Source organism: Streptomyces sp. NBC_00597 (assembly GCF_041431095.1).
Lineage (GTDB): Bacteria > Actinomycetota > Actinomycetes > Streptomycetales > Streptomycetaceae > Streptomyces.
In genome coordinates, this window is sequence record NZ_CP107757.1 from 5,418,339 (window position 1) to 5,435,601 (window position 17,263).

General features: G+C 71.7%; 15 protein-coding genes. 10 read left to right on the top strand and 5 right to left on the bottom strand.

Annotated features, from left to right (window positions below; all coding sequences use genetic code 11):
- Positions 1–19: 19 nt before the first annotated feature.
- From OG974_RS24635 to OG974_RS24655, 5 genes are all read right to left on the bottom strand, one after another.
- The gene (locus OG974_RS24635) at positions 20–1,087 is read right to left on the bottom strand and encodes a 2-oxoacid:ferredoxin oxidoreductase subunit beta (RefSeq protein WP_329314294.1); all 1,068 of its coding nucleotides are present in this window, start codon (positions 1,085–1,087) and stop codon (positions 20–22) included.
- Entirely contained in the window at positions 1,080–3,041 is a 1,962-nt protein-coding gene (locus tag OG974_RS24640) for a 2-oxoacid:acceptor oxidoreductase subunit alpha (protein ID WP_371644504.1), read from the bottom strand. The genes OG974_RS24635 and OG974_RS24640 overlap by 8 nt, the downstream gene beginning before the upstream one ends.
- 283 nt (positions 3,042–3,324) lie before the next feature.
- Complete coding sequence (locus OG974_RS24645) at positions 3,325–3,984, bottom strand: response regulator transcription factor (protein ID WP_030161942.1); 660 nt, start codon at positions 3,982–3,984, stop codon at positions 3,325–3,327.
- Between the two features lie 156 nt (positions 3,985–4,140).
- On the bottom strand, positions 4,141–5,424 hold the full coding sequence (locus OG974_RS24650; RefSeq protein ID WP_329314298.1) for a sensor domain-containing protein: 1,284 nt from the start codon (positions 5,422–5,424) through the stop codon (positions 4,141–4,143).
- Between the two features lie 581 nt (positions 5,425–6,005).
- The gene (locus OG974_RS24655) at positions 6,006–7,196 is read right to left on the bottom strand and encodes a sensor domain-containing protein (protein ID WP_328763375.1); all 1,191 of its coding nucleotides are present in this window, start codon (positions 7,194–7,196) and stop codon (positions 6,006–6,008) included.
- A 147-nt stretch (positions 7,197–7,343) separates the two neighbouring features.
- Between OG974_RS24655 and OG974_RS24660 the strand changes: the two genes are divergently transcribed.
- From OG974_RS24660 to OG974_RS24705, 10 genes are read left to right on the top strand one after another with little or no spacing between them, the layout of a single operon-like run.
- Positions 7,344–7,751: an NADH-quinone oxidoreductase subunit A gene (locus tag OG974_RS24660; RefSeq protein ID WP_327284857.1), complete on the top strand. Its 408-nt coding sequence runs from the start codon at positions 7,344–7,346 to the stop codon at positions 7,749–7,751.
- Positions 7,742–8,359, top strand: a complete 618-nt coding sequence (locus tag OG974_RS24665) for an NADH-quinone oxidoreductase subunit B family protein (RefSeq protein WP_327284858.1) — start codon at positions 7,742–7,744, stop codon at positions 8,357–8,359. The genes OG974_RS24660 and OG974_RS24665 overlap by 10 nt, the downstream gene beginning before the upstream one ends.
- Entirely contained in the window at positions 8,356–9,501 is a 1,146-nt protein-coding gene (locus tag OG974_RS24670; RefSeq protein WP_329314300.1) for an NADH-quinone oxidoreductase subunit C, read from the top strand. The genes OG974_RS24665 and OG974_RS24670 overlap by 4 nt, the downstream gene beginning before the upstream one ends.
- Positions 9,498–10,457 (top strand): complex I subunit 1 family protein, encoded by a 960-nt coding sequence (locus OG974_RS24675; RefSeq protein WP_327284860.1) that lies wholly within the window; start codon positions 9,498–9,500, stop codon positions 10,455–10,457. The genes OG974_RS24670 and OG974_RS24675 overlap by 4 nt, the downstream gene beginning before the upstream one ends.
- The gene (locus tag OG974_RS24680) at positions 10,457–11,092 is read left to right on the top strand and encodes an NADH-quinone oxidoreductase subunit I (RefSeq protein ID WP_328763377.1); all 636 of its coding nucleotides are present in this window, start codon (positions 10,457–10,459) and stop codon (positions 11,090–11,092) included. The genes OG974_RS24675 and OG974_RS24680 overlap by 1 nt, the downstream gene beginning before the upstream one ends.
- Positions 11,089–11,682, top strand: coding sequence for an NADH-quinone oxidoreductase subunit J (locus OG974_RS24685; protein ID WP_327284862.1), 594 nt, complete (start codon positions 11,089–11,091; stop codon positions 11,680–11,682). Before OG974_RS24680 ends, OG974_RS24685 begins: the two co-directional genes overlap by 4 nt.
- Entirely contained in the window at positions 11,682–12,029 is a 348-nt protein-coding gene (nuoK, locus tag OG974_RS24690) for an NADH-quinone oxidoreductase subunit NuoK (RefSeq protein ID WP_327284863.1), read from the top strand. Before OG974_RS24685 ends, nuoK begins: the two co-directional genes overlap by 1 nt.
- Complete coding sequence (locus OG974_RS24695; protein WP_371644509.1) at positions 12,026–14,026, top strand: NADH-quinone oxidoreductase subunit L; 2,001 nt, start codon at positions 12,026–12,028, stop codon at positions 14,024–14,026. Before nuoK ends, OG974_RS24695 begins: the two co-directional genes overlap by 4 nt.
- 38 nt (positions 14,027–14,064) lie before the next feature.
- Positions 14,065–15,630: an NADH-quinone oxidoreductase subunit M gene (locus OG974_RS24700; RefSeq protein ID WP_327285742.1), complete on the top strand. Its 1,566-nt coding sequence runs from the start codon at positions 14,065–14,067 to the stop codon at positions 15,628–15,630.
- Positions 15,627–17,171: an NADH-quinone oxidoreductase subunit N gene (locus OG974_RS24705; protein ID WP_328763378.1), complete on the top strand. Its 1,545-nt coding sequence runs from the start codon at positions 15,627–15,629 to the stop codon at positions 17,169–17,171. The genes OG974_RS24700 and OG974_RS24705 overlap by 4 nt, the downstream gene beginning before the upstream one ends.
- Positions 17,172–17,263: the final 92 nt, after the last annotated feature.

Genomic DNA, 17,263 nt, shown 5'->3' on the forward strand with positions numbered 1-17,263 from the left:
CCGTGTGCGGGCGGTGGGGCTAGCCGATGACCGTCCAGGTGTCGTTGCCGGCGAGGAGCGTGCTGAGGTCTCCCTTGCCCTTGGCGTCGACGGCGGTCTCCAGCTGCTCGGCCATCAGCGTGTCGTAGACGGGCCGCTCCACGCTGCGGAAGACCCCGATGGGCGTCTGGTGCAGGGTGTGCGGGTCCGCGAGCCGGGACAGGGCGAACGCGGTGGTCGGGCCGGCGCTGTGCGCGTCGTGGACCAGGATCCGGGACTCGTTCTCCGGGGTCACCGCGACGACCTCCAGCTCTCCGGTGGCCTGATCGCGTACGACGCCCTTGTGTCCGTCGGCGCCGAAGCGGATCGGCTGTCCGTGCTCCAGCCGGATCACGGCCTCCTGCGCCTGCACGTTGTCCTTGAGCACGTCGAAGGCGCCGTCGTTGAAGATGTTGCAGTTCTGGTAGATCTCGACGAGGGCGGTGCCCTGGTGGTCGGCGGCGGCCCGCAGTACCTCGGTCAGGTGCTTGCGGTCGGAGTCGATGGTGCGGGCGACGAAGGTGGCCTCGGCTCCGAGGGCGAGGGAGACGGGGTTGAAGGGGGCGTCGAGGGAGCCCATCGGCGTGGATTTGGTGATCTTGCCGACTTCGGAGGTGGGTGAGTACTGGCCCTTGGTGAGTCCGTAGATCCGGTTGTTGAACAGCAGGATCTTGAGGTTGACGTTGCGGCGCAGGGCGTGGATCAGGTGGTTCCCGCCGATGGAGAGGGCGTCGCCGTCGCCGGTGACGACCCAGACGGACAGGTCGCGGCGGGAGGTGGCCAGGCCGGTGGCGATGGCCGGTGCGCGGCCGTGGATGGAGTGCATCCCGTAGGTGTTCATGTAGTACGGGAAGCGGGAGGAGCAGCCGATGCCGGAGACGAAGACGATGTTCTCCTTCGCCAGGCCCAGCTCGGGCATGAAGCCCTGGACCGCTGCGAGGACGGCGTAGTCACCGCAGCCGGGGCACCAGCGGACCTCCTGGTCCGATTTGAAGTCCTTCATGGACTGCTGGGCCTCGGCCTTGGGTACCAGCGAGAGCAGGTGGGGGGCGTCGGTCACCTCAGTCATTGATGGCCTCCTTGAGAACCTTCGAGAGCTGCTCGGCCTTGAACGGCATTCCGTTGACCTGGGTGTACGACTGGGCGTCCACCAGGTACTTCGCCCGGATCAGGGTGGCGAGCTGCCCGAGGTTCATCTCCGGCACCACTACCTTGTCGTAACGCTTCAGGACCTCCCCGAGATTCCTCGGGAAGGGGTTGAGGTGGCGCAGATGGGCCTGCGCGACCGGGATGCCGACATTGCGCAGACGGCGGACGGCGGCGGTGATGGGGCCGTAGGTGGAGCCCCAGCCCAGGACGAGGGTGCGGGCCCGGTCGGGGTCGTCGACCTCCAGGTCGGGGACCTCGATGCCGTCGATCTTGGCCTGGCGGGTGCGGACCATGAAGTCGTGGTTGGCGGGGTCGTAGGAGATGTTGCCCGTGCCGTCCTGCTTCTCGATGCCGCCGATCCGGTGCTCCAGACCGGGCGTGCCCGGGACCGCCCAGGGGCGGGCCAGGGTCTGCGGGTCCCGCTTGTACGGCCAGAACACCTCGGTGCCGTCCGCGAGCTGCTGGTTGGGCCCGGAGGCGAACTGCACCTTCAGGTCCGGGAGGTCGGCGACGTCCGGGATGCGCCAGGGCTCGGAGCCGTTGGCGAGGTATCCGTCGGAGAGCAGGAACACCGGGGTCCGGTACGTCAGCGCGATCCGCGCCGCGTCGAGGGCGGCGTCGAAGCAGTCCGCGGGGGTGCGGGGCGCCACGACGGGGACGGGGGCCTCGCCGTTGCGGCCGTACATCGCCTGGAGCAGGTCCGCCTGCTCGGTCTTGGTCGGCAGGCCGGTGGAGGGGCCGCCGCGCTGGATGTCCACGATCAGCAGCGGCAGCTCCAGGGACACCGCCAGCCCGATCGTCTCGGACTTCAGGGCGACGCCGGGGCCGGAGGTGGTGGTCACGCCGAGCGCGCCGCCGAAGGCCGCGCCGAGCGCCGCGCCGATGCCGGCGATCTCGTCCTCGGCCTGGAAGGTCCGCACGCCGAAGTTCTTGTGCTTGCTCAGCTCGTGCAGGATGTCCGACGCCGGAGTGATCGGGTACGAGCCCAGGTAGAGCGGCAGGTCGGCCTGGCGGCTCGCCGCGATCAGGCCGTAGGACAGGGCCAGGTTCCCGGAGATGTTGCGGTAGGTGCCGGTCGGGAACGCCCGCGTCGCCGGGGCCACCTCGTAGGAGACCGCGAAGTCCTCGGTCGTCTCCCCGAAGTTCCAGCCCGCGCGGAACGCGGCCACGTTCGCCTCGGCGATGTCCGGCTTCTTCGCGAACTTCTGCCGCAGGAAGTTCTCCGTGCCCTCCGTGGGCCGGTGGTACATCCAGGACAGCAGGCCCAGCGCGAACATGTTCTTGCTGCGCTCGGCCTCCTTGCGGGAGAGCCCGAAGTCCTTCAGCGCTTCCACGGTGAGCGTGGTCAGCGGCACCGGGTGGATGTTGTAGGCGCCCAGCGAGCCGTCTTCCAGCGGCGAGGTGTCGTAGCCGACCTTCGCCATCGGGCGCTTGGTGAATTCATCGGTATTGATGATGATCTCGGCCCCGCGCGGGACGTCCCCGATGTTCGCCTTCAGCGCCGCCGGATTCATCGCCACCAGCACGTTCGGGGCATCGCCCGGTGTCAGGATGTCGTGATCGGCGAAATGCAACTGGAACGAGGAGACGCCGGGCAGGGTGCCGGCAGGGGCGCGGATCTCGGCCGGAAAGTTCGGCAGCGTGGAGAGGTCGTTCCCGAAGGAAGCCGTCTCCGAGGTGAACCGGTCACCAGTGAGCTGCATGCCGTCACCCGAGTCACCCGCGAAACGGATGATCACCCGGTCGAGGCGGCGTACTTCCTTGCCGCTCGGGGCCGGGGGTGTCCGTTGTTCGCCGACGACGGCTCCTTCGGCTCCTTCGGCCCCTTCGGCCCCGTCGGCCTGTTCGGCTGGACTACTGACCTGGCTGGTCACTGAACTGGACCTCCTTCGAGGCGTGGCGTTCCCGCTCCCAAGGTCAACCCTACGTCGGTAGGACTGGCCTTTTCCGGGGACGCTCGTATTCCGGACCGTCGTCTGCGGCGGTCTGTCGAGAGAATCCCTTGCGATTCCAAGAGATTCCGAGAGATTCCGAGATTTCGTGCCGTGCAGAAATAGTGCGAGCCCCAGCGGCCAGGTGTGCTATCGCCGCACCTGACAGGGTGTCAGTTGATCAAGGTTTTGATCAATGCCCAGTCTTGGTCGAGAGGGTTTTCGATCAAGACCGCAGGTAGGTGAGGACAGCCAGGACCCGCCGGTGGTCCCCGTCGCTCGGTGACAGCCCGAGCTTCATGAAGATGTTGCTGACGTGCTTCTCCACGGCTCCGTCGCTGACCACGAGCTGCTTCGCCACCGCCGAATTGGTCCGTCCCTCGGCCATCAGGCCCAGCACCTCGCGCTCGCGCGGGGTCAGCCCCGCCAGCACGTCCTGCTTGCGGCTGCGGCCGAGCAGCTGGGCGACCACCTCGGGGTCCAGCGCCGTCCCGCCCCGGGCCACGCGCACGACGGCGTCCAGGAACTCCCGCACGTCGGCCACCCGGTCCTTGAGGAGGTACCCCACCCCGGTGCTGGAACCGGCCAGCAGTTCGGTGGCGTACTGCTCCTCCACGTACTGCGACAGCACGAGCACGCCTATGCCGGGATGCTCGCGCCGCAGCCGTACGGCCGCACGCACGCCCTCGTCGGTGTGTGTCGGCGGCATCCGCACGTCAGCCACCACCACGTCCGGCAGCGCATCCTCGGCCGCCAGCTCCGCCACCGTCTTGATCAGGGCTTCCGCGTCCCCGACGCCGGCCACGACGTCATGCCCCCGGTCGGTCAACAACCGGGTCAGGCCCTCGCGCAGCAGCACTGAATCCTCGGCGATGACCACCCGCACCCTGTCTTCCACGATCCAGCAGCTCCCGCGTCCACGTCGTCCGATGTACCTGACCCAGCCAAGCATCCCAGCCCGAGGGGCGGATGGAGGCGAGTCCGATCATCACGTGGAAGCGGGAGCGGGGGACACCCACGGCGGCCGACCGGCCGCGTCGCCCTACCGGGAACGCCAGGGGAGCTCGGCGGTGACGGTGGTGCCGCCGTCTGCCGGCGAATCCACGACCAGCACCCCGTCCACGGCGTCCAGCCGCTCGGCCAGCCCCGCCAGGCCGGTTCCCGGGCCCGCGGTGCTCGCTCCGCCACGGCCGTCGTCCGCGACCTGGATCAGCAGCCGCCCCCCGGACCGCCACACGTCCACGCCCGCCGTACGGGCCCCGGAGTGCTTGCTGATGTTCTGGAGCAGCTCCGAGACGGTGAAGTACGCGATCCCCTCCACCGCCGACGCGGGCCGCTCCGGCAGGTCCACCGACACCCGTACCGGCACCGCGCACCGCGAGGCCACCGACGACAGCGCCGCGTCGAGACCGCGGTCCGTCAGCACCGCCGGGTGGATCCCGCGGGCCAGGTCGCGCAGCTCCTGGAGCGCGATCTTCACCTCCCCGTGCGCCTCGTCCACCATCCGGGCGGCGGCGCGGGGATCCTCGGCGAGCTTCTCCTTCGCCAGCCCCAGGTCCATCGCCAGCGCCACCAGGCGGGCCTGCGCGCCGTCGTGCAGGTCCCGCTCGATGCGCCGCAGGTCGGCGGCGGCGGTGTCGACCACGACCCCGCGGTCGGACTCCAGCTCCGTGACCCGGTGGTCGAGGCGCGAAGGCCCGAGCAGCCCGCCGACGAGCACCCGGTCTACGGTGGTCAGCGCCCGCAGCACCCACGGCGTGGCCAGGGTGAAGCCCAGCCCCACCAGGCAGGCGAGGGCGATCTCCACGGGGGAGTCGAGGTAGAAGGTGTAGTCGCCGTTCTGGAAGAGCTGCAGGCCCGGCATGTCGGTGTAGGCGGGGAAGACCCAGAACCACACCGGGTACAGCAGGAAGGCCCACCCGTACACCCAGAACACCAGTGCCAGGGTGAAGGCGAACACGGACCACGGAAGGTGGATCACCGAGTACAGCGCGTGCCGCCAGGCGCTGCCGCTCCGCAGGAGTGCCCCCATCGCGGCGACCGGACCCGGCTTCTTCGCCCTCGGCGGCGCCGGCTCGGCGATGTCGACCCCGAGAAGGCCGCGCGCCCGGGCCCTCTCGACCCGCCCGAACCCGCGGCACATCGCGAGCACCCCGGCCAGCACCGGGATGCCGAGGAAGGTGACGAGCAGTCCGGCGCCGAGGGTGACACCGGTGATCGCGAGCGAGAAGTACAGCAGGCTCAGCGGCAGTCCGAGCAACAGATACCCGAACTCCCGCCACGTCCGCCCCTCGACCGGAGCCCGCAACACGCGACCTACACCCATGATCCCGACCCGCCCTTCAGCAGTCCCATGACCCACCCCAACCCTCCCGTCCGGACCCGGCCGATTCCATCGGGCGGGTAGGCCTCTCGACAGGGGGGATAACCCCACCCCGGAGCGGCCGGAACCCCGCCCCCACCCCGGATGGGACCCCCGCCGATGCCCCGGACGATGCCCTGGACGGGAGCCGCGCACCCCCGGTCGGGACCCCGTGCACACCCCGGGCGGGAGCCCCGCCCATACCCCGGGCGGGACCCCCGCCGATGCCCCGGACGATGCCCTGGACGGGACCCCGCCGATGCCCCGGGCGGGACTCCGCCCCCACCCCGGCCGGAACCCCGACCCGTGCACACCCCGGATGGGACCCACCCCGGTCGGGACCCCGTGCACACCCCGGGCGGGAGCCCCACCTACACCCGGGGCGGGAGCCGCGCACACCCCGGGCGGGACTCCGCCTACACCCTGGGCGGGAGCCGCACCCCCCCGGACGAGACCCGCCCATACCCCGGGCGGGACGTCCGCCCACACCCCGGACGGGAGTCCCGATCACAGACCGAAGCCGAAGCCCAGGCCATGGCCGGCGCTCAGCGCGAGCGCCACGGTAGCTCCGCCGTCACCACCGTTCCCTCCCCCTCGGGGGACTCGACCAGGAACACCCCGTCCACGGCCCGCAGCCGCTCCGCCAGCCCCGCCAGCCCCGACCCGCCTTCCGTGTCGGCCCCGCCCCGCCCGTCGTCCGACACCCGGATCAGCAGCCGCCCCGCGGGCTCCGCCCCCGTCCGCCACACCTCGACGCTCGCGCCCCGCGCCCCCGCGTGCTTGCTCACGTTCTGCAGCAGCTCCGACACCGTGAAGTACGCGATCCCCTCGATGGCGGCCGCAGGCCGCTCCGGCAGGTCCACCAACACCTTCACCGGCACCACGCACCGCGACGCCACCGATGACAGCGCCGCGTCCAGACCCCGGTCCGTCAGCACCGCCGGGTGGATGCCCCGCGCCAGGTCCCGCAGTTCCTGGAGCGCGAGCTTCACTTCCCCGTGCGCCTCGTCGACCATCGCCGCCGCCGCGTCCGGGTCCTCCAGCAGCTTCTCCTTGGCCAGGCCCAGCCCCATCGCCAGCGCGACCAGCCGTGCCTGGGCCCCGTCGTGGAGGTCCCGTTCGATGCGCCGCATGTCGGCCGCCGCCGTGTCGACCACCACGCCCCGGTCGGATTCCAGTTCCGCGATCCGCCGCTCCAGCTCGTCCGAGGGCGAGAGCAGCCCCCGTACCATCAGCCGGTCCACGTTCGAGAGCCAGCGCACCACGTAGGGCAGTACCGGCCACAGCACCAGTAGCCCGATCAGCGCCACGGTGAAGGTCAGCACCCCCCACGGCAGCCGCACCAGCTCGTACAGCACGGTCCGCCAGGCCACCGGGTCCTTGACGCCCGCCCACAGCCAGGGGAAGAACCCGCCGGCCCGCCGCGGCCCCGGCAGCGGAGTCGGCTCCTCCACACGTACGCCGAGCAGCGCGCGCGCCCGCGCCCGCTCCAGCCGTCCCAACTGGCGAGACGCGAGCAGACCGCCTGCGAGCAGCGGGAGGCCGATCGCGGTCACCGACAGACCGCCCGTGACCGACACCATCGTCACGGTGTAGACGAACCCGACGAGCGCGAACGGGAGATTGCCCAGCAGATGGGCGGTCTCCTTCCACGCCACGGCGCCCAGCGCCGGTCGTACGGGAGGAGGCCGGTCATTGTCGGGGCCCGGGTGGGAGACTTGAATGCGCGCGGTCATGCGGCCCAGCCTGCCAATTCCACCCGGCCGATGCCATGGGGTAGCCGGGCCGTTGTAAACGGGGGATAACCCCACCCTGTGTGAGCCAGGGCCTAGACTCCCGTCCGTACCAGATCATCGACAGTGGCCAAGGAGCGAGGAACGGACGTGCCCGACCCAACGGTATCGACCGTAACCGTGCTCGCGGCGGACTATTTCCGGAGTTATTCGGTCGTCGGCCTGCTGGCCGTCCTCGGTGTGCTCTTCGTGGCCGTCGCGTTCGGCGCGGGCCGCCTGCTGAGACCGGTCGTCCCGACCCCTGAGAAGCTGCTGACGTACGAGTGCGGCGTGGACCCCGTGGGCGAGGGCTGGGCGCACACCCAGGTCCGCTACTACGTCTACGCGTTCCTCTACGTCATCTTCGCCGTCGACTCGATCTTCCTCTTCCCGTGGGCGACCGTGTTCGCCGCCGCCGGCTACGGCACGACGACGCTCGTGGAGATGTTCATCTTCCTGGGCTTCCTGGCCGTCGGCCTGCTCTACGCGTACAAGAAGGGCGTCCTCGAATGGACGTGACACCGGCCGGGACGTCGGCCGAGCCCCAGCTGCTCCCGGAGCCCAAGCGGCTCGGGGTCCTCTCCCGGCTCGCCCCGGAGCCCATGAAGGTGGTCCTGAACTGGGGCCGCCGCTACAGCCTGTGGGTCTTCAACTTCGGCCTCGCCTGCTGCGCGATCGAGTTCATCGCCGCGTCGATGGCCCGGCACGACTTCATCCGGCTCGGCGTCATCCCCTTCGCCCCCGGCCCGCGCCAGGCGGACCTGATGATCGTCTCCGGCACGGTGACGGACAAGATGGCGCCGGCCGTGAAGCGGCTGTACGAGCAGATGCCGGAGCCCAAGTACGTCATCTCCTTCGGCGCCTGCTCCAACTGCGGCGGGCCCTACTGGGACTCGTACTCGGTGACGAAGGGCGTCGACCAGATCATCCCCGTCGACGTCTACGTCCCCGGCTGCCCGCCGCGCCCGGAGGCGCTGCTCCAGGGCATCCTCAAGCTCCAGGAGAAGATCGCCCGGGAGTCGCTGGCGGACCGCTACGCCACCTCCGCAACCGGGGCGGGGCCCTCGGTCACGCAGCTCACCAGCGGCCTGGTCACGCCCCCGCCGGCACCGGGAGCGGGCGCATGAACCTCTACGACTCCCTCCCCGACGCCGCCGCGACGGTCTTCGGCGCGGAGGCGGTGGCCGAGCACGCGTACGACCTCCTGACCGTCGACGTGCCGGTCGGCAGCTGGATCGCGGCGCTGGAGATCGCCAGGGACAAGCTGGGCTGCACGTACTTCGACTGGCTGAGCGCGGTCGACGAGCCGGGCACCGGCTTCCGGATCTGCGCGCACGTCGTGTCCCTCGAAAACCACCGCGTACGCAGGCTGCTCCTGCGGACGACGGTCCCGCACTCGGCGCCGTCCCTGCCGTCGGCGGTCGCGGTCTACGCGGGCGCGGAATGGCACGAGCGGGAGACGTTCGAGATGTTCGGCGTGGTCTTCACCGACCACCCGCACCTGGTCCCGCTGCTCCTCCCGGAGAACTTCGAGGGGCACCCGCTGCGCAAGGACTTCGTCCTGGCCGCGCGCGTGGCGAAGGCCTGGCCGGGAGCCAAGGAGCCGGGCGAGGCACACGACCCCGATGCGCCGAAGCGCCGCCAGATGCTCCCGCCGGGCGTCCCGGACCCCAACGACTGGGGCCCGCTCAAGGGCCAGCTCCCGCCGGCCCCCGCCCGCCCGGCCCGTACCGCCCGCGCCCCGCGCGAGGGCGCCCCGGTCCGGCGCACCCGCTCGGTGACGGAAGGCTCCGCGACCCAATCCGCGGAAACCGAAGCCGCCGCCCCGCGCCCGGCCCGGCGTACCCGCTCGGTGTCGGAGGGTTCGGCGAGTCAGGCGGTCCCCGCGGCGGAGCCGGACACCGAAGCCGCCGCCCCGCGCCCGGCCCGGCGTACCCGCTCGGTGTCGGAGGGTTCGGCGAGTCAGGCGGTCCCCGCGGCGGAGCCCGGTGCGGAGCCCGAGGCCCCGCGGCCGGACAGTCAGGCCGTGCCGTCGGCGGAGCCGGAGGCCGAGGCCGAGGCCGACGAGGCGCGCCCGCGGCGTACCGTCGCGCCGGGGAGGCGCCCCGCCCCCCGCAGCGCGGACGCGCCCTGGCACAACCCCCAGCCCGCCTTCGCGGACCGGGATCCCGAGCCGGAACCGGAACGGGAACCCGAACGGGAACCCAAGACCGGGCCCGGCGACACCCCCGAACCCGAACCCGAACCCGACAACGGAGGCGACGCGTGAACGACGTCCTCGACGTCGCCCTGCGACTCATCGTCGTCTTCGCCGTCTTCCTCGTGCTCCCGCTCGTCGTCGGGCAGACCGAGCACAAGGTGATGGCGCACATGCAGGGCCGCCTCGGCCCCATGTACGCAGGCGGCTTCCACGGCTGGGCCCAGCTCGTCGCCGACGGCGTGAAGTTCGCGCAGAAGGAGGACGTCGTCCCGGCCGAGGCCGACCGCCGCATCTTCCAGCTCGCACCCGCCGTCGCCCTGCTGCCGTACCTCCTCGTCCTCGTCGCCATCCCCATCGGCCCGGGCGAGGGCGCCGTCGGCCAGGTCATCGACGCCGGGCTGTTCTTCGTGCTCGCCGTCATGGGCGTCGGCGTCCTCGGCAGCCTGATGGCCGGCTGGGCCTCCGCCAACAAGTTCTCCCTGCTCGGCGGCCTGCGCACCGCCGCTCAGCTCCTCGCGTACGAGCTCCCCATGCTGCTCGCCGCCGCCTCCGTCGCGATGGCCGCCGGGACCGTGTCCCTCCCCGGCATCGTCGACGCCTTCCACTGGTGGTGGCTGCCCTGGCAGATCGCCGGCGCGCTCGTCTTCTTCACGGCCGGCCTCGCCGAACTCCAGCGGCCCCCCTTCGACATGCCCGTCGCCGACTCCGAGATCATCTTCGGCGCGTACACCGAGTACACCGGCCTGCGCTTCGCGCTGTTCCTGCTCGCCGAGTACGCCGGCATCGTCGTCCTGTGCGCCCTGACCACCGTCCTGTTCCTCGGCGGCTGGCACGGGCCGTTCGCCGACGGCTGGGTCTGGACCCTCCTGAAGACCGCGGTCCTCGCGTTCGTCGTGATCTGGCTCCGCGTCAGCTACCCCCGGCTGCGCGAGGACCAGCTCCAGAAGCTCGCCTGGACCACACTCATCCCGCTGGCGCTCGCCCAGATCGCGCTCACCGGCATCGTGAAGGTGGCGATCCTCTAATGCCCGTCCCCGGATCCGGCCTCGCCAAGGGCCTCGCCGTCACGCTGCGCACGATGACGAAGCGCGCGCACACCGCCCAGTACCCCGAGGTGCAGCCCGAGCTCCCGCCCCGCACCCGCGGGGTCATCGGCCTGTTCGAGGAGAACTGCACGGTCTGCATGCTGTGCGCCCGCGAGTGCCCCGACTGGTGCATCTACATCGACTCCCACAAGGAGACGGTCCCGGCCGCCACCCCCGGCGGACGCGAGCGCAGCCGCAACGTCCTCGACCGTTTCGCCATCGACTTCTCCCTCTGCATGTACTGCGGCATCTGCATCGAGGTGTGCCCCTTCGACGCCCTCTTCTGGTCGCCGGAGTTCGAGTACGCGGAGACGGACATCCTCGAACTCACCCACGAGCGCGACAAGCTGCGCGAGTGGATGTGGACCGTCCCGGCCCCGCCCGCCCTGGACCCGGCCGCGGAGGAGCCCAAGGAGATCGCCGCCGCCCGCAAGGCCGTGGAGAAGGCCGAGGTCGCGGCCGCGGCCGCTGCGGCAGCCGCCGCCGAGGCCGCAGGCGAAGCGCCCGCCGCAGGCGAAGCCCCCGCCGCGCCCGGCACCGACGACCCGACCACCACCCCGGAGGGAGACGCGTGACCCCCGCAGCCACCGCCCTGGCCGCCGCGGCGACGGGCCACGGGTTCCTGTCCCCGACCGGCGTCGAGATCGCCTTCGTCCTCGTCGGCCTCGCCACCCTCGGCGCGGCCGCGGTCACGGTCACCACCAGGCAGCTCGTGCACGCCGCCCTGTGGCTGGTCGTCGCGCTCGGCGGCATCGCCGTCGAGTACCTCCTGCTGACGGCCGAGTTCATCGCCTGGGTCCAGGTCCTGATCTACCTCGGCTCCGTGGTCGTCCTCCTCCTCTTCGGGCTGATGCTCACCAAGGCCCCCATCGGCCGTTCCCCGGACGCCGACTCGAACAACCGCTGGGTCGCCCTCGGCGTCGCCCTCGTCGCGGCCGCCGCGCTCGTCTGGGTCGTCGTCGACGCGTTCCGCACCACCTGGATCGACCTCGACGGACCCGTCCAGGGTTCCACCGAGGTCATCGGCAAGATCCTCTTCCAGCACTGGGTGCTGCCCTTCGAGGCGCTCTCCGTCCTCCTCCTCGCGGCCCTGATCGGCGCCATCGTCCTCTCCCGCAGGGACGCCGTCGGTGGGCCCGACGACAAGAAGGGGCAGCAGCGCTGATGCACCTCGTCTACCCCGCCGTGCTCGCGGCGCTCCTCTTCTGCACGGGCCTGTACGGAGTGCTCGCCCGCCGCAACGCCATCCTGGTCCTGATGTCCGTCGAGCTGATGCTCAACGCCGTCAACCTCAACCTGGTGGCCTTCGACGTCTGGCTGCGCGACGCCCTGCACGCAGGCCAGGCCCTCACCCTCTTCACCATCGCCATCGCCGCCGCCGAGATCGGCATCGGCCTCGCGATCGTGCTGATGGTGTACCGCAACCGCGGCACGTCGGACGTCGACCGGCTGCGCGACACCGCCGAGGGCCACGAGCCCGCCCCGAACAACCAGAGCGAGGTCACCGCGTGAGCACCACGACCCTCGCGGTCCTCGTCCCGCTCCTGCCCTTCCTGGGCGCGGTGGCGGGACTGCTGTTCGGCCGCCGAGCCCCCGGCTTCGTCAGGCCCCTCGCCGTGCTGCCGGCGCTGGCCTCGGCCGTGCTGGCCGTGCTCGTCGCCTTCCGTCAGGGCGGCGGGAAGCCGATCGTCGCCTCGACCGAGCTGACCCCGACCGGCTCGGTGCCGATCGACCTCTCGCTCTACCTGAACGGCTTCGCCGCGCTGGCCGCCGTCCTGGTCGGCGTCGTCGCCACCTGCGTACAGCTCTACTCCACGGCGTACCTCCGTGAGGACCCGCGCTACCCGTCGTACGCCGCTCTCGTCTCGCTGTTCACCTCCGCCATGCTGCTCGTCGTCTACTCCGGCGACCTGATGGTGCTGCTGGTCGGCTGGGAGGTCATGGGCATCTGCTCGTACTTCCTCGTCGGCCACTACTGGGAGACCGAGGCGGCCCGCTCCGCCTCCCTCAAGGCCTTCCTCGTCACCAAGCTCGGCGACGTCCCCTTCCTGATCGGCCTGTTCGCGCTCGCCATCGACGCCGACTCCTTCGAGATCCCCAAGATCCTGGGCGCCGTCGCCGCGGGCGGCCTCGACCACCCCACGCTGATCGCGCTCCTGCTGCTCGCCGGAGTCGCGGGCAAGTCCGCGCAGTTCCCGCTGCACACCTGGCTCCCGGACGCCATGGCGGGCCCCACCCCGGTCTCCGCACTGATCCACGCCGCGACGATGGTCGCCGCCGGTGTCTACTTCATCGCCCGCCTCCTCCCGGTCTTCACGGCCTCCGCGGCCGCACTGGTGGTCATGGCCGTCATGGCGGCCGTCACGATGATCGGCTCCGGCCTCGCCGCCCTGGCCCAGGACGACATCAAGCGCGTCCTCGCCTACTCCACGATCGGCCAGCTCGGCTACATGATCGGGGCGCTGGCCGTCGGCGACCGCGGGGCCGCCGTCTTCCACCTCATCTCCCACGGCGCCTTCAAGGCGCTCCTGTTCCTCGGTGCGGGCGTGATCATCCACGCCGCCGGGACGAACTCCCTGGCCGCCATGTCCCGGATGGACGGCCTGGCCAAGCGCGTGCCCGACGCCTTCTGGACCATGACGATCGCGCTGCTCGCGCTCGCCGCGATCCCGCCCTTCGCCGGCTTCTTCTCCAAGGAAGCCGTCCTCGTCGCCGCCGAGCACGCCGCCGCCGGACACTCGCAGTCCGCTCCCAGCGCCGCCGGCTGGCTCGTCCTCGTCGCCGGGGTGCTGACCGCCCTGCTCACTGCCGCCTACGCCACCCGGCTCTGGCTGATGGCCTTCCGCGGCCGGGGCGCCGCCGCCCCCGACCACGGCAAGGAGCCCGTCGCCATGACCGGCGTGCTCTGGCTGCTCGCGATCCCGTCCATCGGCCTCGGCCTCACCGCCGGCCCGATCGCCGACTGGTTCGACGGCAACGCACTCACCCCGACACTGACCACCTCCGTCCTCGGCACGGGAGCCGCCGCCGTCGGCGCGGTACTGACCTACGCCCTGTGGCAGCGGGCCACGGCCAAGGCCGCCGCGGTCGGCTACGGAGCCGGCGGATCAGTGGCCGCAGCCGTCGCGGAGTCCGCAGCCGAGACCCCCGAGGTCGCCGAGGTCACCCACGACCACCCCGCCGTCCCGGCCGGCGCAGCCCCCGACCCCGGCCGGGCTCTGCTCGGCCCGCTGCACCGCCACGCGGCCGACGGCTTCCACCTCGACGCCGTCTACGACCGGCTGTTCGTCCGCCCCGTCCGCGGCGCCGCGAGCCTCGTCCGCTTCCTCGACCGCGAGGTCGTGGACACGTACGTCCGCGGCGCGGGCGCCGGCCCCCGGCTGCTCGGCAGCCTCGTACGCCGGGCCCAGACCGGCAACGTGCAGAGCTACCTGAGCGCCCTGCTCGCCGGCGCCGTGGTCCTGGCGATCGCCACCGCCGTCCTCGCCAACGTCAACGCCGGATCGTGAGCCGTGAGTCAGCCGTGATTGATATCAGCCCGTCCGTGATGCAGTTCCTTCTGGCGTTCGTCGTGGCCGCACCGCTCCTCGGCGCCGTCGCGGCCCTCCTGCCGCCCCCGCCCGGACTCAAGGGCAAGAGCCCCGCACAGGCCGTGCTGCGCCACGGCGTGACCGTCACCGGCGCGATCCTGGCCGCGGCCATCGCCCTCGCCCTGGGCTTCGACCGGGACACCCCGGCCCGCTTCCAGGCGACCACGGACATCAACTGGATCCAGGCGCTGAACGTCCGGATCCACCTCGGCATCGACGGCATCTCGCTCCCCCTCCTCCTGATGACCGCGCTGCTGTTCTTCCTCTGCGCGCTCTACAGCTACTTCAAGCTCCCAGAAGGCCCCTCCCCGAAGGCCTTCGTCGCGCTGCTCCTCGTCCTCGAATCCGGCACCCTCGCGACCTTCGCCGTACTCGACCTGCTGCTGTTCTTCCTCGCCTTCGAGATGGTCCTCATCCCGATGTACTTCCTCATCGCCCGCTGGGGCGGTGCTCAGCGGCAGGCCGCCGCCTGGAAGTTCATCCTCTACACCCTCCTCGGGTCCGTGGTCATGCTGCTCGGACTGCTGCTGATCGGACTGAACAGCGGCACCTTCGACATGGTGACACTGGCCTCTGACAACGGCCGCGAACTGACCCACACCACCCAGCTCCTGGCCGTCCTCGCCATCGGCATCGGGCTCGCGGTGAAGACCCCGATGTGGCCGCTGCACAGCTGGCTGCCCGACGCCCACACGGCCGCCCCCACCGTCGGATCCGTCCTGCTGGCCGGCGTCCTGCTCAAGATGGGCACCTACGGGTTCGTCCGCATCCTGCTCCCCGTCACCCCCAGCGGCATGGCGACCTTCGCCCCCTACCTGGGCGCCTTCGCCGCCATCGGCATCGTCTACGGGTCCCTCGCCTGCCTCTCGCTCGCCCGCAAGGGCAACAAGGGCGACCTCAAGCGCCTCATCGCCTACTCCTCCGTCGGCCACATGGGCTTCGTCCTGCTCGGCATCGCCTCGATGACCCCCACCGGCGTCAACGGCGCGCTGTTCGCCAACATCGCCCACGGCCTGATCACCGGCCTCCTCTTCTTCCTGGTCGGCGCCCTCAAGGACCGCTACGGCACCGCCGACCTCGACACCCTCGCCGGAGCCACCGGCGCCGCCCTCTACGGCCGCGCCCCCCGGCTCGGCGCCCTCCTCGCCTTCGCCGCCGTCGCCTCCCTCGGCCTGCCCGGCCTCGCCGGGTTCTGGGGCGAGATGCTGGCCCTGTTCGGCGCGTTCGAACCGGCGCAGGGCCTGTCCCGGCCCGCCTTCCTCACGTACATGGCCTTCGGCGCGTTCGGCACCCTGCTCACCGCCGCCTACCTGCTGATCGTCGTACGCCGCGTCTGCATGGGCGACCCCAAGGCCCGGCCCGAGTCCGGGCCCGCGCTCGAACTCGCGGACATCCAGCGCTACGAGTTCGCCGCCTGGACCCCGCTCGCGGCGCTGACCGTCCTCGCCGGCCTGTGGCCCGCTGTCCTCCTCGGCCTCACCGACCCGGCCGTCCAGAAGCTCCTCGCAGGAGGCAACGCATGACGGCCCTGACGGCCTCCGCCCTGCCCGCGGCCCCGGCCACCGAGGCCGCGAGCCTCGTCCAGAGCGTCGACTGGCTCGCGATCACCCCCGTGGTCCTCCCCGCCGCCGTCGCCCTGGTCGTCCTGGTCGCCGACCTCTTCCTGCCGGAGCGGCGCAAGCCGCTGCTCGGCTGGCTCTCCGTGGCCGGCCTCGCCGTCGCGACCGTCTTCCTGCTGCCGCTGCGCGCCGGCGACCGCGCCACCTTCTGCCTCACCACCGACCCCGGGGCGTGCAGCTACACCGCCGACCACTTCGCGCTCGTCATCCAGTTCCTGGTGCTGGCCGGCGCCCTGATCACCGCCCTGCTGTCGGTCACCACCGTCCGCGACGCGCACGTTCCGGCCGGTGAGTACTGGTTCCTGCTGCTGTCCTCCGCCGCCGGCGCGGCCCTGCTGCCCGCCTCCCGCGACCTCGCCACCCTGATCGTCGCCCTCGAAGTCGCCTCGCTGCCCGCCTTCGCCCTCGTCGGCATGCGCCGCGGCGACCGCCTCTCCTCCGAGGCCGCGCTCAAGTTCTTCCTGTCCTCCGTCACCGCCACCGCCGTGTCGCTGATGGGCATCAGCTTCGTCTACGCCGTCACCGGCTCCCTGCACTTCACGCAGGTCGCCGACCGGCTCGAAGACGTACCCGGGCAGCTCGACACCCTCGCCATGGCCGGGGTCGCGCTGACCCTCGTCGGCTTCGCCTTCAAGACCGCCGCCGTCCCCTTCCACTTCTGGGTCCCGGACACCTACGTCGGCGCGCCGCTGCCCATCGCGGGCTACCTCTCCGTGATCGGCAAGGCCGTCGGTTTCACCGGCCTCATCCTCGTCACGGTGATCGTCTTCCCCGCGTACTCCGACATCTGGGGCCCGGCCCTCGCCGTCCTCGCCGCGCTCACCATGACGCTCGGCAACACCGCCGCCCTGCGCCAGCGCGCGGACCGGCCGAACAGCGCCGTACGGCTGCTCGCCTGGTCCTCCGTCGGCCAGGCCGGCTACCTGCTCGTCCCGATCGCCGCCGCCGCGTACTCCGGGCGCGACCAGATCGGCTCCACCGTCGCGTACGCCCTCATGTACGGCGCCGTGAACCTCGGCGCCTTCGCCGTGGCCGCCCTGGTCGCCCGCACGAAGCCGCTGAACCGGATCAGCGACTACCGCGGCCTGTACGCGCAGCGCCCCGCCGCCGCCCTCTCGCTGGCCTTCTTCTTGCTCTGCCTGGCCGGCCTGCCGCCGGGCCTCATCGGTCTCTTCGCCAAGGTCACCGTCTTCCGCTCCGCGGTCGACGCGGGCCTTGGCTGGCTGGCCGTGGTCATGGCGGTCAACGTCGTCATCGCCCTGTACTACTACCTGCGCTGGACGGCACTGCTCTTCCGCGCCCCGGAGGTCGCCGCCGAGACCCGTACGAAGGCCCCGTGGCCGGTCACCGCCGCGATCGCCCTCACGGCCGTCACCGCCGTGGTCCTCTCGGGAGCCCCGCAGCTGGTCCTGCGCTTCGCCTCGGGCAGCCTGTTCCCGCAGTAGCCCGCACGCCGTGACCCGCACGGCCGAACGCCCGCCGTACGCCCGCCGCCCCGCCCGCCCGGGCGGCGGGCACGGCACGCCCTGGGAACCAG

What these genes read in the sequence shown, in the direction of transcription:
- OG974_RS24705 (WP_328763378.1), top strand. Translation starts at nt 15,627, where the DNA reads ATGACGGCCCTGACGGCCTCCGCCCTGCCCGCGGCCCCGGCCACCGAG.
- nuoK (WP_327284863.1), top strand. Translation starts at nt 11,682, where the DNA reads ATGCACCTCGTCTACCCCGCCGTGCTCGCGGCGCTCCTCTTCTGCACG.
- OG974_RS24665 (WP_327284858.1), top strand. Translation starts at nt 7,742, where the DNA reads ATGGACGTGACACCGGCCGGGACGTCGGCCGAGCCCCAGCTGCTCCCG.
- OG974_RS24655 (WP_328763375.1), bottom strand. Translation starts at nt 7,196, where the DNA reads ATGACCGCGCGCATTCAAGTCTCCCACCCGGGCCCCGACAATGACCGG.
- OG974_RS24670 (WP_329314300.1), top strand. Translation starts at nt 8,356, where the DNA reads ATGAACCTCTACGACTCCCTCCCCGACGCCGCCGCGACGGTCTTCGGC.
- OG974_RS24680 (WP_328763377.1), top strand. Translation starts at nt 10,457, where the DNA reads ATGCCCGTCCCCGGATCCGGCCTCGCCAAGGGCCTCGCCGTCACGCTG.
- OG974_RS24650 (WP_329314298.1), bottom strand. Translation starts at nt 5,424, where the DNA reads ATGGGTGTAGGTCGCGTGTTGCGGGCTCCGGTCGAGGGGCGGACGTGG.
- OG974_RS24635 (WP_329314294.1), bottom strand. Translation starts at nt 1,087, where the DNA reads ATGACTGAGGTGACCGACGCCCCCCACCTGCTCTCGCTGGTACCCAAG.
- OG974_RS24700 (WP_327285742.1), top strand. Translation starts at nt 14,065, where the DNA reads ATGCAGTTCCTTCTGGCGTTCGTCGTGGCCGCACCGCTCCTCGGCGCC.